General features: G+C 59.1%; 11 protein-coding genes. 6 read left to right on the top strand and 5 right to left on the bottom strand.

Annotated features, from left to right (window positions below):
* Nucleotides 1–26 precede the first annotated feature (26 nt).
* From U5K31_04790 to U5K31_04775, 4 genes are all read left to right on the top strand, one after another.
* Complete coding sequence (locus tag U5K31_04790; GenBank protein ID MDZ7772044.1) at nucleotides 27–1,181, top strand: glycosyltransferase family 1 protein; 1,155 nt, start codon at nucleotides 27–29, stop codon at nucleotides 1,179–1,181.
* On the top strand, nucleotides 1,178–2,326 hold the full coding sequence (locus tag U5K31_04785) for a glycosyltransferase family 4 protein (GenBank protein MDZ7772043.1): 1,149 nt from the start codon (nucleotides 1,178–1,180) through the stop codon (nucleotides 2,324–2,326). The genes U5K31_04790 and U5K31_04785 overlap by 4 nt, the downstream gene beginning before the upstream one ends.
* A gap of 61 nt (nucleotides 2,327–2,387) precedes the next feature.
* Complete coding sequence (locus U5K31_04780) at nucleotides 2,388–3,632, top strand: aminotransferase class I/II-fold pyridoxal phosphate-dependent enzyme (GenBank protein MDZ7772042.1); 1,245 nt, start codon at nucleotides 2,388–2,390, stop codon at nucleotides 3,630–3,632.
* A gap of 45 nt (nucleotides 3,633–3,677) precedes the next feature.
* Complete coding sequence (locus tag U5K31_04775; GenBank protein MDZ7772041.1) at nucleotides 3,678–4,778, top strand: GNAT family N-acetyltransferase; 1,101 nt, start codon at nucleotides 3,678–3,680, stop codon at nucleotides 4,776–4,778.
* 27 nt (nucleotides 4,779–4,805) lie between these two features.
* On the opposite strand, the gene U5K31_04770 is transcribed toward U5K31_04775, so the two are convergent.
* On the bottom strand, nucleotides 4,806–5,372 hold the full coding sequence (locus U5K31_04770) for a hypothetical protein (GenBank protein MDZ7772040.1): 567 nt from the start codon (nucleotides 5,370–5,372) through the stop codon (nucleotides 4,806–4,808).
* Between the two features lie 241 nt (nucleotides 5,373–5,613).
* Between U5K31_04770 and U5K31_04765 the strand changes: the two genes are divergently transcribed.
* Nucleotides 5,614–6,708, top strand: a complete 1,095-nt coding sequence (locus U5K31_04765; GenBank protein MDZ7772039.1) for a hypothetical protein — start codon at nucleotides 5,614–5,616, stop codon at nucleotides 6,706–6,708.
* 32 nt (nucleotides 6,709–6,740) lie between these two features.
* Here U5K31_04765 and U5K31_04760 read toward each other — a convergent pair whose 3' ends face one another.
* The 4 genes from U5K31_04760 to U5K31_04745 form a co-directional block, all read right to left on the bottom strand.
* Nucleotides 6,741–7,898, bottom strand: a complete 1,158-nt coding sequence (locus U5K31_04760) for a 6-bladed beta-propeller (protein ID MDZ7772038.1) — start codon at nucleotides 7,896–7,898, stop codon at nucleotides 6,741–6,743.
* Between the two features lie 16 nt (nucleotides 7,899–7,914).
* Entirely contained in the window at nucleotides 7,915–9,114 is a 1,200-nt protein-coding gene (locus U5K31_04755; protein MDZ7772037.1) for a 6-bladed beta-propeller, read from the bottom strand.
* Between the two features lie 9 nt (nucleotides 9,115–9,123).
* Entirely contained in the window at nucleotides 9,124–10,272 is a 1,149-nt protein-coding gene (locus U5K31_04750) for a 6-bladed beta-propeller (protein ID MDZ7772036.1), read from the bottom strand.
* 79 nt (nucleotides 10,273–10,351) lie between these two features.
* On the bottom strand, nucleotides 10,352–11,560 hold the full coding sequence (locus tag U5K31_04745) for a hypothetical protein (GenBank protein MDZ7772035.1): 1,209 nt from the start codon (nucleotides 11,558–11,560) through the stop codon (nucleotides 10,352–10,354).
* 188 nt (nucleotides 11,561–11,748) lie between these two features.
* Between U5K31_04745 and U5K31_04740 the strand changes: the two genes are divergently transcribed.
* A complete protein-coding gene (locus U5K31_04740) occupies nucleotides 11,749–13,143 on the top strand; it encodes a class II fumarate hydratase (protein MDZ7772034.1) in 1,395 nt (464 codons plus the stop codon).
* Nucleotides 13,144–13,172 lie beyond the last annotated feature (29 nt).

The raw sequence follows: 13,172 nt of genomic DNA, 5'->3' as shown, positions 1-13,172 counted from the left end.
AATCTGACCGTTGCATTGGAAAATTTATGAGTGATTTGCGCGTAGCCTTATTCACCGGGAACTACAACCATATACGGGACGGGGTGTCACTCACCCTGAACCGGCTGGTCAGGTTCCTGGAGGAGGAAGGCGTGCCGGTCCTCGTATTCGGTCCCACGGTCGACGAGCCCGCCATCGACCACGAGGGCGAATTCGTTCCGGTGCCCTCGCTGCCCATGCCCGGCCGCCCGGAATACCGTGTAACGGTGGGCTTCCCCGAACGCGCCCAGAAGAGGCTGCGCAAATTTGGTCCCACCCTGGTGCACCTGGCAACGCCCGATCTTCTTGGTTTCCGTGCCATGCGCTGGGCGCAGTCCAACGACATCCAGATCGTGGCTTCCTACCATACCCACTTTACCAGCTACCTGAAGTACTACAATATGGAGATGCTGGAGATGCTGGGCTGGAAGTACCTGAACTGGTTCTACAGTCAGTGCAAACACATTTACGTGCCCTCCCCCAGCATGGCCGAGGAGCTGAATGTGCAGGATATCGAAGAGGGTATCCGCATCTGGGCCCGGGGCGTAAATACCGAATACTTCAGCCCGGAGAAGCGTGACATGGCGTGGCGGCGCTCCCTTGACATCGGGGACGACCAGAAGGTAGTCACCTTCGTCTCCCGCCTGGTCTGGGAAAAGGACCTGCAGACCTTTGTGGACGTCGTCGAGAGGGTCATCAGTGAGAACGGCGACGTCACCGCCATGGTGGTGGGCGACGGGCCGGCCCGCAAGGAGCTGGAGGATATGTTGCCCGAAGCGCGGTTTCCAGGGTATCTTACCGGTGAAGATCTTTCCCGGGCCTACGCCAGCAGCGACATATTTCTTTTCCCGTCGGACACCGAGACCTTCGGCAATGTCACGCTGGAGGCCATGTCGTGCGGGCTCCCCTGCGTCGTGGCCGACGCCACCGGCAGCAAGTCCCTCGTGGAGGCCGGCGTGAACGGCTTCCTGGCCCCGCCCCGTGATACCAGAACCTTTTCCGAGCATGTCTCCCGCCTGGTGAAGGATGACGAGCTGCGCGAACGCATGGGAAGGACCGCGCGCCAGAAGGCGCTTCCCTATGCATGGGAGCGCGTCAACGCCCGCTTGCTGGAAAACTACCGCGAAGCTTTGCAGGAACCGCGTCCCCAGCTTAAGTTTTGAGCTCACGCCTTAACATACTCTACGTCTCCCACCTCCACCCTCCTGAGAATGCGCCCCTGGAGAACATCGGCGGCATGCAGCGCGTGAGCATGCAGCTGGTGCGCCAGCTCAGGCGCAGCGGCGACGTGACCGTGCATGCCGAGATCATGAAATCGTCGTGGGAGGGCATTGGTTTCCGGACCGTCGGCTTCCTGCTGGAGGAGGCGGTCCGCCTGCCGCGCCTGGCCCGCGAGCGCGGGGCCGATGTGATTCTTTTCTCCTCCATGGTGACCGCCAGCCTTGCGGTGCTGCTGCGGAGACGCGTGGAGATCCCCATGGTCACCATCAACCATGGGCAGGACGTCACCATGCCCAATTTTTTCTACCAGAAGTTCGTCCCCCGCGTCTTCCGAAACCTGGATGGCGTGATATCGGTCTCCCGGGCTACTCGGCAGGCCTGTATAGCCCGCGGCATGGACCCCGGCAAGGGCGCAGCCCTGGCCAATGGGGTGGACCTGCAGAAACTGGACCGTTTTCCGGGCCGCGGAGAGTCCCGTCGCCGGATGGAGCAGCTCACCGGCCTCTCCCTGGAGGGGCGGCCCCTGCTGCTTTCCGTGGGACGCATGGTACGCCGTAAGGGACACGAGTGGTTTATCAGGCAGGTGTTGCCGTCGGTGGACGATCGGGCGGTTTATCTTACGGTAGGCGACGGGCCAGAAGAAGAGAACGTGCGTCGGGCGGTGGAGGATTCGCCCGCCTCCGACCGCATTTTCCTGCTGGGGCGCAGATCCGATGAGGTGCTGAAGATGGCCTATTCGGCGGCCGATCTCTTTGTGATGCCCAACATCCCGGTGGAGGGCGATATGGAAGGCTTCGGCATTGTGATGCTGGAGGCGAACATGGCGCGCACTCCCGTGGTGGCGGCCGACCTGGAGGGCATCAGGGATGTCATCACGGACGGGCAGAACGGCTGGAAAATCCCCACCCGGCAGGCCGGGGCCTTCGCAGGGAAAATCAACGAACTTCTGGCGGCCGACCTGACTGATTTCGGGGAGCGGGCCAGGGCCTGGGTGCTGGAGAAGTTCAGCTGGGAAAAGGTGGCCGGAGAGTACCTCGATTTTCTGAAAAAAGTGATTGAAAATCGCAGGAATGCATCATTTGATTGATGCTTAATATGGAAGTATATTTGCAACGATAAGCTCTCATTAAAAGTCGACAGCAGGACGAATGGGCGATTCCAGACCCGAGCTGAAAAAAAACGATATATTCTCCAAGGCCTACGATTTTACGAAGGCCGAGGAGATCAAGGCGGAGGGTCTCTATCCCTATTTCAAACCCCTTCAGGCGACCGACGGGACGACGGTTAAAATCGAGGGCCGCGAGGTGATCATGGCCGGCTCGAACAACTACCTGGGACTCACCAACGACTCCCGGGTTATCGAGGCCGCCCGCGATGTCATCACCACCTATGGAACCGGTTGCACCGGCTCCCGTTACCTCAACGGCACCCTGGACCTGCACCTGGAGCTGGAGGAGAAACTGGCCAACTTCATGGGCAAGGACGCCTGCGTGCTGTTCAGCACGGGCTACCAGACCAACGAAGGCGCTATCCAGACCATCGCAGGCCGTCAGGATATTATTTTTTCGGACAAGGACAATCACGCCTGCATTGTCACCGGCACACTGGTCTCCAACGCCAAGACCATGCGTTACCAGCACAACGACATGGAGCAGCTCGAGATGCTGCTGGAGCGCGCCGACGAAGACGCCGGCAAGATCATCGTCAGCGATGGGGTCTTTTCCATGTCAGGCACCATTGCCGAAGTGGAGGACATGGTGCGCCTCAAGAACAAGTTCGGCGCCCGCCTCTACCTGGACGACGCCCACGCCATCGGCGTGATCGGCGACGGGGGACGCGGTTCGGCCTCCGTCTACGGCCTGACCGACGAGGTGGACCTGATAAGCGGCACCTTCTCCAAGTCCTTCGCCTCCCTCGGCGGATTCCTGGTGGGCGACCAGGCCGTCATCGAGTACATTCGCCACCACTCCCCCGCGCACATTTTCAGCGCCTCCATGCCGCCGGCCAATGTGGCCACCGTCCTGAAGGCCCTCGAAATCCTGCAGGAGGAAACCTGGCGCCTGGACCGCCTCCAGGAGATCTCCAACTACATGCGCAAGGAGCTCCGCGACATGGGCTTCAACATCTGGAGCAGCCAGACCCCCATCATCCCCGTGGTCATCGGCGAGATGGAAGAGTGTTTCCGCTTCTGGAAGGACCTCTTTGAGGCCGGCGTCTATGTGAACGCCGTAATCCCGCCCGCGGTGCCCAAGGGACAATCTCTGGTGCGTACCAGTTACATGGCCACGCATACCGACGAGCACCTCGACCGCATCCTGGAGGCCTTCCGCAAGGTGGGCATCAAGCGTGGCATTATTGACCGCAACGGCCACTCACTTATCGAACAAGGGTAGCGAAGGTTGGAAGGCGATTCTCATCCCAATACCAACGGCGTTACCTTGGTCACCACCAAACAGGAGCGTAAGGTCTTTATCGATTTCCCCTACCGCCACTACAAGGGGGACGAGCACTGGATTCCGCCCCTCAAGACGGAGCAGAAAAAGCTCATCGATCCCGATTCCAATCCCTTCTATAACAACGCGGATATCGCCCTCTTCCTGGCCGAGCAGAACGGGAAGATCTGCGGACGCATTGCCGCCATCGTCGACCACCGCTATAACGACCACCACGACGCCCAAACCGGTTTTTTCGGCTTTTTCGAGTGTATTGACGATCAGGCGCTGGCCAACCTGCTTTTCAAGGTGGCCGGAGACTGGCTGGGCGAACGCGGCATGACCGGGCTTATGGGACCGGCCAATCCCAGCATGATGGACGAGATCGGCATCCTGGTGGACGGCTTCGGGCACGACCCCAGCATCCTGATGCCTTACCACAAACCCTACTACGACAGCCTTATCAAGGGGGCGGGCCTGCAGAAGGAGATGGACATGTACGCCTACCGGGTGACGCAGGACACCGTATCCTTGGATCGCATCGAGCGGGCCGAGACCATCATCCGCAAGCGCCTGCCGGGACTGCAGATCAGAAAAATGAACCTGCGTAAGCTGGACAAGGAGGTGCAGATCGTCCGCCGTATCTTCAACAGTTCCTGGTCGGAGAACTGGGGCTTCATCCCCCTCACCGAGGAGGAGCTTGCCCACACCGCCAAGGACTTGAAAATGATTCTGGACACCGATTTCGCGCATATCGCAGAGGTGGACGGTGAGCCGGTGGCCTTTTCCATCGCCCTTCCCGACCTGAACCAGGTCTTCAAGAAGATGGACGGCACACTCTTTCCCACGGGCATCTTCAAGCTGCTCTGGAACAAGCGCAAGGTCAATCGCATCCGCACGGCCCTGATGGGCGTTGTGCCGGAATACCAGGGCAAGGGCATCGATGCACTGCTGCACAAGGAGGCCATTGAGAACGGCCAGAAGAGAGGATTCTATTCATCTGAACTCAGCTGGGTGCTGGAGACCAATACCAACATGATGCGGGTGGCCGAACGCCTCGGTGCGCATATCGAAAAGACCTACCGCATGTACGCCATGGAGCTCTAGGGGAGGTATTCAGCTCTCCGGGAGGTGTCAGAGATCGGGGATATAGGCGTAGCCGCCTTTCGAGCTGAACTCCCCTGACAGGATGACCTCGTTACGTTCTGCGGGCTGAACCGAGAAGTCGTATCCCACCGCCCGCAGCTGAAAGGTGCCGCTGAGCTGGTCTTCCTCGCTGGTCTCGATGGTGACCGCACCCGTCTGGGTCACAAAGGTTATGAAAGGCTCGGCGTCGAAGCGGGCGTAGCCCCAGAAAGCCGAATCCAGCCGGTTGGCAGATGCGTCAGGATTCACGATATCATAGGATCCGGGCTGCGGCCCCCCGGGCTGTAGTATGGCCAGGTATAGGGCCTCCCCGTCAAGGCGTTTGCCGGGATTGGTCTTGCCGGTGGTCAGGATGAGTGCAAATCCCTGCTCGCGGGATTCGGGATCGGTGGCGCCGCCGAATACGGCATTGCCGTTGATCTTATGGTTGATGTCACCGGTAATATACATGGAAAAGGAACCCCGCGATTTGTCCGGGTCCTCGCAGCCCGGCAGGGCGAGCAGCACCGCAAGGAAGATGAACAGGCCTGTGATGTGGAACGTCCGGTGGAGCATGGTCGATATAGCTTGCCAGGAGCGGGCCGGAAGCGGCCCGCCTGCCGGAATATCAGGGCCAGCGTGCTGACAGTCAATAATTATATGGGGGAGGCTATTCCATATTAACCAACAGGTACTATAGCTGTCCCTATCACGTTTAGGTTGCTAGACAGCCGGGAAAGGCGCACATTGGGCCGCACCTGGACAACAACAACTTTTAGATGGAACAGGGATGACTGGAAGATTATGGGTTTTTGGAATGGCGGTGCTGCTCCTGGCGGGCTGCGCCGGATCGGGAGAAGAGGGAGGAAAGCTGGACTATGCGGCGCTGGATGAACTGGAGTACAGCCTGGTGACAGAGATAGGGGAGAGCGAGGACTACCTTCCCGGACAGATCTCTGCGCTGGCGATAGATTCACGCGGCCACATCCTGGCATGGGACCGTCCCAAGGTCACCATTGAGCAGTTCGATCACGAAGGCAACCACCTTGCCACCGTGGCCACCGAGGGAAACGGGCCCGGTGAGGTCGTCCAGAACACACGCCTGGTCGGTGTGCCCGGCGACACGCTGGTACTGAATTTCGTGCAGGCCAATCAGTATTCCCTCTTCGCACCGGGCGACGACGGCGTCTATGCCTTCCTGGAAGCGACAAACCATGAAAACCCGCACAGCGGTTCCATGAACGTACAGGGCAGCCAGTCGACGGACCGTCATTTTCTTACCACCACCAGTTTAGATATTACACGGCTCGGTCCCGAAGGTCCCGCCTATTCGCGCCAACACGTGGACCTGGTGGACCGCACCCACGCCATCATCCGGGACTCCCTGCACGAGATGATTCTTCCGAATCCCATTATCGAGATGGCGGGAGGTGGCTTTACGGTATATGCTGGCGTCCCTTACGATTACCAGGATGTGCTGCAGGTATTCGATGACAGTAGCTACCTCATCGCCCGCGCCGACAGCGCGACGCTGGAATACTACAGCCCGGACCACGAGATGCAGCAGATGGTGGAACTGAACCTGGTCGAACGGCCGCTGACTGAAGCGGACCGCGCCTACGCCTTCCGCAACATGGACCGCGAGGTGCAGGAGAAGATGCTGCCCCGCCTGGCGGAAACGAAGCCCGCCTTCCTGGGCCTCTGGGCCTCGGAAGAGTATATCTGGATGCATACCGACAACAGCGGGGAAGGCCGCGAGATGGTGGTGCTCACGCACCAGGGCGAGCCGCTGGGACGGTTCATACTGGCCGAAAGCGAGCGGGTGCATGCCGTGGTCGGCAACCGCCTCTACGTAGTGGACAACGACTCGGACCGGGGCTCGGTGATCCGGATTTACGAGGTGGATCTTTAGCAGGCTGTACGGGAGTCCGCTGCTCAGCGTGATTAGAGAACACCATATCTAATGACGATGTCAGCTTCGTTTTTACGGCTCGAGCGGACATAGATGTTGCCATCTCGGATGGCCTGCAGCGACTCTTCGGCTGGCAGGGTGAATCTTCCAAGAATTTCTCCCGAATCGCTGATGACCCACCATTCCGAAGAGTCGGAATTGGCGTTCAGAAGTGAGATCCAAAGACGGTTTTCCTCGTCCACCCTCATGGATCGCAGTACCGGCCAGCGCTCAGGAAGGGCCGATTCCCGGATCATCTTTTTGTGCATTTCGTTGTCATATTCCTCCACCAGATCGTCTTGATCCAGCAAAGGCGCCTCGTAGGGTGCATAGATGGCCTTTCGGTAGGTCCCATTAAGGTCGTAGACGCGTATCAAAAACTCCCTGTTGTCTGCCGTATAGATGGTGCTTTCGCCGGACAGGGCGATGAGGGAATTGGGGTTGAAGGAGAAAAAAGAGGCGCGGAATTGCCCGTCAATGGTGGTGGTCAGATACTGCATATCCGGAAGACGAAGAATTTGCTCCCCCTCGATTTGTCCATCAGGATCCATCCGGTAAAATAAAACATCGGCGGGTTCTTCCGCAGTAGGGACTGCTCCACCCCTGCTGAATCGGACCACCATAGTGGAGTCGTTGGCTACCAGGAATTGCCGGGCGGAATATCCCTCCAATTCGGGGTACTGGCCCGTATTCTTGGGATTCAAAACGAAGGATCGGGCGTTCTCCATGGCATTCAGGTCGTATACGTTCATCCGACTCAGCATGACGTCCTGCATGAATAGCCGGTCAGAGATTACTGCAGCATTTCCGGGGAACATAAATTCTCCCGGTCCCCGGCCCTCACCGCCCAGCCGGGCCAGGTAGCTGCCGTCGGAAGCAAATACGTGGATGTACTTCTGGCTACGGTCCGTAAGGTAGACGCGTCCCCGGTCGTCGGCTACCACATCGCCCAGTTGGCCGATGATGACCGTGTCGGTGCTCCCAAAGGTAGCCTCCGGCTGAAGTTCCAGCGGTGGAATATCATCCGTGGACAGTACTGTCAGGTTTTCCAGGTTGCGGACGTCTTCAGGCAGCTCGTCCCGGTCGGGTGTGCCGCACGATACGAAGACGATGGAGAGCAGCAGGAGTGTGAGACGGCGTGTATTTTGCATGGAGGCGGGTTTTGAATTACTCGAGGGCTATGTCGTAGCGGACGGCGCTCATGGCATAGGAGCTGGTGTCCATGGAGGTTACGTAGAGCTTGCCGTTCTGCACCTCCTCGAAGGTGTCGTGTCTCGACCAGCTGAACTCCGCCAGCAGCTCACCGGAGGAGTCCAGCACCCACCAGTCAAGCATGTTGGGCGATCCCGTGATGCGGGAGACCCAGAGGCGCCCTTCGTCGTCCAGGAGCACCGAATGGAAGGAGGGCCAGGTGTCGGGCAGATCGTCCCCGCGAATCATCTCCTCGATGCGTTCGGAGGGGTAGAGGGCCAGGGCCTGCTCCAGGGTGAGCGGACTTTCGGGCACAGGGTAGTACCAGGCTTGTTGGTAGGTGCCGTCGGCGTCGTAGAACTTCAGCAGCAGGTCCTCGGTCCAGCCCTGCACCAGCGTGCCGTCGTGGTAGGTGTAGGCCGAACCTCGTATGTAGGGGACGTTGTGCATGACGCCAACACCGTTGTCTCTTTTGTGAAACAGCACCCTGCCTGACCAGTCGAATGAGAGCAGGTCGTGGGCGGTGTAATCCTGTTCGCCGGTGCTGTAGGCGGAGAGCTCGTAGGATCGGTTGTAGAGGTTGTCCTCCACCGCCACCCCGGGGTCATAGAAGAAAACGAGGTAGTTGCCGTCGGGCCTGCGGTAGACTTCCCGGGGACGGTAGGCCGTGCGGTTGTCGCGCGTCCGCTGCAGCCAGGGGGGCTTGTGGTCGTTGGCTTCTATGGCCAATTCGTAGTCGCCAAGGTGCTCGAAGGTGCCCAGCTCGAATTCGGAGAGGCGGCCGATCCGGTCGTTAAGCACCGCCAGCCTTCCGTCTGCCACCTCGAGATTGGCAACGGAAGTAAACTCTCCCGGTCCCCTGCCTTTCCGTCCCACGCCCTGGAGATAAGAGCCGTCGGGGTTGAATACGTGCACCCTGAAGGCCTGGCGGTCGCCAACGTAGACCCTGCCTTCGCCATCCACCTCCAGGCCGGTCAGCATCTGCCCCAGCACCGCCCGCTCGGTGTCGCGGTAGGTGACCTCCCGGGTGAGGGTGATCTCGCCCTCGGGCTGCGGGTCACCCGAAAAGGCCTTCAGGTTTTCCAGGTTTTCGTATTGCTCAGGTACCTGGACGTCCGGCTGTGTAGTACATGCGGTAATGAGCAGCAGTGCCAGGATAGGAACCAGCTTGTTCATGACAGGGGGTTATGGATTAGGCGATTCCAGCGAAAATTCATAACGGACCAACCTGCGGTCAATGTCCATGGCCTCGCCCTGGTCGACTGCCACGTAGAGATGGCCGTCCCTTACCGCGTGCAGCTCCTCCTCTACGGTCCAGGAAAAGCGGGACAGCAGTTCTCCATGGTTGGACAGGATCCACCAGCTGTAGTTTTCCTTGTCGTCCGTAATAGTCGAAATCCAGATCCGCTCCTCATCGTCTACGAAAAAGGTATGGATGGCCGGCCAGACGTCGGGGAGTTCGCCGGAAGGCATATTGGCGTACATGTTCTCCCCGTAGCGTTCGACCAGTTCCTGGGTGTCCATGGGATCGTTTTCGTAGGAATACCAGATGGACCGTTGATAATCTCCCGTGGAATGGAGCACCCTGATCAGCATCTCCCCGGTGTTGGCGTGATAGACCATGCCGTCAGAGGTCACGTCCAGCACGCCGGTGCGTCCGCCGGGGAGGCGCATGCTTGCGGCCATACCGCGATTGGAGGTGAATTCGAAGCGGCGATGCTGCATCACTTCAACGACCCTGTCGGAGACCCGTTCGCCCTCCCCGTCCAGCACGTAGTAACCCGTAAACCCCTGACCGTCGCGTTCAACCTGGGAGATGCCGGCCAGGAATTGTTCTTCCCCGAAAGGATGGAAGTCGGCGATGGGCCGGCCGAACTCCAAATCTTCACCGCTGCCGAACTGCTCCGGTTCGATGTTGATGACCCGGTCCAATTCAGCAGGGTGCAGTGAAAATACCTGTATGCGCATCTGGTTGGGGTCGTAGGCGTAGAGGCGGTTGTCATGCAGCATGATGGAGGTAATGTCCACGAACTCGCCCGGACCGCGGCCGTTGCGTCCAATGGTGCCCTGCTGGGAGCCGTCAGGGTTATAGATCCGGATGTTTTTGCGCTGGCGGTCGGTGCGATAGACCATGCCGCTGTCGTCCACGGCCGTTTCGGGTCCAAAGCCCCCCATGGCGGGGGCGAAGTTCCGGGAAATGCTGCCGTAGGTGACTTCCTCCTGGAAGCTGATCTCGTAGCGGGGCGGGGCCGCGGCGTCGAAGACCGCCAGGCTGTCGAGCTGCCGGACGTGATCGGGTACGTCGAGAGAATCCATGAGGGCGGCCTGGCTCATGCCACTACCGGAATTTTCCGGTCCGGAGCAAGCCATTAGAAATCCAAGAAGCAGGAAAGGGAGAAGTTTTGTACGCATATTATGATCCACTGGAATTATTAGGTTCCATAGCTACTATGTAGCGGTCCACGCTGTAAACCCGGTCGTCCTGGTTGAACCGGCTGACATAGAGATGACCGTCATGCACCAGCTGCAGGGTCTCCTCCTTGGTCCACGTAAAACGTCCCAGCAGCATGCCGTCGCGGTCGAGCACCCACCAGACGTCGTTCTCCCGGTCGTCGGTGACGGTGGCCACCCAGATGCGGTCCTGATCGTCGACCATCATGGCCTTGAGGGCGGGCCAATGGCTGGGAAAATCGGCCTCCCGAACGATATCGTGCATACTGGTGGCAAATTCGTCCAGCCCTTCCTGCTGGGTGAGGGGATCGTTGTCATAAGGGTACCAGATATGCCGACGGCTGCTGTCGGCCGGGTTGATTTCGGTAAGCAGGAATTCTGAGGTGTTTGCCTTGTAGACCGTGCTCCGTGGGGATTGGGCGACTAGTCCCTGGTCGGTGAAAGGGAGGCGCACGCCGCCCACCATTCCGCCCATGTTGGGCACGGTGAACTGGTGATTAACCTGCTGTACCGTTTCGAAGATTTTTTCGGAGGTTATCTCTCCCTCCCTGTTCATCAGGTAGTAACCGTCGTAGTTCCTGTCGTTTTTTTCCTGGATGGGAATCTTAACCAGTATGCCCTGGTCTCCCAGGCTGTAGAAATCCGCGATCAGGGGAAACCGGATCTCCTCAAAGCTTTCAAATTCCTGCGGGTCGATGTTGATGACCCGGCGGTCCTCCATCGTTTCGGTGTTGAAGGTCTGGATGCGTCTCAGGCTGAAGTCGTAGACCATAAGCAGGTCCCCGTGAACGAATAAGGGACCCATGCGTGCAAATTCACCGGGTCCCTTGCCCTCCCGGCCCAGCGTGCCGCGCTGTTGAAAATCGGCGTCGTAGGCCCGTATGTGGGTCTGGGCGGGATCGCTGACGTAAATACGGCCCTGGGGATCCTTGGCAATATTGAAGGCGCCACCTCGTCCGCTGTTCACGTTGTCGATGGAGGAGGTCTCCTCGAAGGTAATTTCGTACTGCGGGGGAACCCCGGGATCGTGGACGGTGAGGTTGTCCAGCTGGCGGACGTGCTGCGGTACGTCCAGGGAATCCATAAGGGCGGACTGGCTAAGGGTGTCCGATGAGTCGGTGGAGCACCCGATAAAGAGTATGGCTAAGAGCAGCGCGGGAAGGCGTTTCATAACGATCTATTTGGTTGATGTAATAATACGTATTTAGTAATAATTCGGCTTAAGCTCAAATCGCACGATTATAAACCCGTAAAATCGCTCCATTTAGAGCATGGATGAGGCCGGCACGATTCCATCCCTTTGCTTTTTTTGCTACCTTGAGAGGCGCTGCAGTATTCAATTAAAGGTATTCGCATATTATGAGTGACTTCCGTATTGAAAAAGACTCCATGGGCGAAGTGAAAGTCCCCAAAGATGCCTATTACGGCGCGCAGACCCAGCGGGCCGTCGACAATTTCCCGGTAAGCGGCATCCGCTTCAGCAGGGGCTTTATCGAGGCGCTGGGACTGGTGAAAAAGAATGCGGCCATGGTCAATGCGGAGCTGGAAATGATAGATGCAGGCGTGGCGGAAGCCATCCGGAAGGCCGCCGCCGAAGTGGCGGAGGGCAAGTTCGACGACGACTTCGCCGTCGACATTTTTCAGACCGGTTCGGGCACCTCCACCAATATGAACGCCAACGAGATCATCGCCAAAAGGGCCAATGAGCTCAAGGGCGACGACGTGGAGGTCTCCATACATCCCAACGACCATGTCAACTTCGGGCAGAGTTCCAACGACGTGATCCCGACGTCCATACGCCTGGCAGCCGTGCTGGCGGTAGACCGCAACCTGGTGCCGGCCCTGGAGCAACTGCAGAAGGCTTTTAAAGAGAAGGGGAAGGAGTTCAAAGAAGTAGTCAAGACCGGACGCACCCACCTGATGGACGCCATGCCGGTGACCATCCAGCAGGAGTTCGAAGGCTACGCCCGGCAAATGAAGCTGGGCGTCGACCGCCTGGAATCTGCCACCAGCCGGATGACGGAACTGCCGCAGGGCGGCACCGCCGTGGGAACGGGGCTGAACACCCATAACAAGTTTGGAAAGCGCATGGCCAAGGCGCTCTCGAAAGAGACAGGCATCGATTTCCGTGAGGCGGAAGACCACTTCGAGGCGCAGTCCACCGTAGACGCACCCGTGGAGCTGAGCGGCCAGCTCAAGACTATCGCGGTGGGACTGATGAAGATCGGCAACGACCTGCGCTGGATGAACTCCGGACCGAACAGCGGTATCGGCGAGCTGCAGCTGCCCACCCTTCAGCCGGGCTCCTCCATCATGCCCGGCAAGGTGAATCCCGTCATCGAGGAGTCCCTCACCATGGTTTGCGCGCAGGTTATCGGCAACGACTCCGCCATTACCGTCGCCGGACAGGCGGGCAACTTTGAGCTGAACGTGATGCTTCCGCTGGTGGCTCACAACCTGCTGGAGTCCATCGAGATCATGGGCAACGCCGTCCGCAATCTGGCCGAAAAGAGCGTGGAGAAGCTGGAGGTGAACCGCAAGCGCATCGCCGACATGGTGGGGCGCAACCCGGTGCTGGTGACCGCCCTCAACCCGCTGATCGGCTACGACCAGGCCGCCAAAATCGCCAAAAAAGCCTTTGCCGAGGGTCGTCCCGTCAAGGAGGTGGCCCGCGAGATGACGGACCTCTCCGACGAGCAGCTGGACGAGGCCCTGGATCCTATCCGCATGACCCGGGGCGGTTTTATGGAATAAGACCCGGAAGGCTCCGAAGATCCCGTAAT

This window comes from Balneolaceae bacterium, from assembly GCA_034521445.1.
Taxonomy (GTDB): domain Bacteria; phylum Bacteroidota; class Rhodothermia; order Balneolales; family Balneolaceae; genus JAXHMM01.
This window is presented reverse-complemented; position numbering and strand designations above follow the sequence as displayed.

Bases quoted from the DNA above. Each gene is read 5' to 3' on its own strand.
- U5K31_04790 (MDZ7772044.1), top strand. From the start codon at position 27: ATGAGTGATTTGCGCGTAGCCTTATTCACCGGGAACTACAACCATATA.
- U5K31_04780 (MDZ7772042.1), top strand. From the start codon at position 2,388: ATGGGCGATTCCAGACCCGAGCTGAAAAAAAACGATATATTCTCCAAG.
- U5K31_04770 (MDZ7772040.1), bottom strand. From the start codon at position 5,372: ATGCTCCACCGGACGTTCCACATCACAGGCCTGTTCATCTTCCTTGCG.
- U5K31_04765 (MDZ7772039.1), top strand. From the start codon at position 5,614: ATGGCGGTGCTGCTCCTGGCGGGCTGCGCCGGATCGGGAGAAGAGGGA.
- U5K31_04760 (MDZ7772038.1), bottom strand. From the start codon at position 7,898: ATGCAAAATACACGCCGTCTCACACTCCTGCTGCTCTCCATCGTCTTC.
- U5K31_04755 (MDZ7772037.1), bottom strand. From the start codon at position 9,114: ATGAACAAGCTGGTTCCTATCCTGGCACTGCTGCTCATTACCGCATGT.
- U5K31_04750 (MDZ7772036.1), bottom strand. From the start codon at position 10,272: ATGAGCCAGGCCGCCCTCATGGATTCTCTCGACGTACCCGATCACGTC.
- U5K31_04745 (MDZ7772035.1), bottom strand. From the start codon at position 11,560: ATGAAACGCCTTCCCGCGCTGCTCTTAGCCATACTCTTTATCGGGTGC.
- U5K31_04740 (MDZ7772034.1), top strand. From the start codon at position 11,749: ATGAGTGACTTCCGTATTGAAAAAGACTCCATGGGCGAAGTGAAAGTC.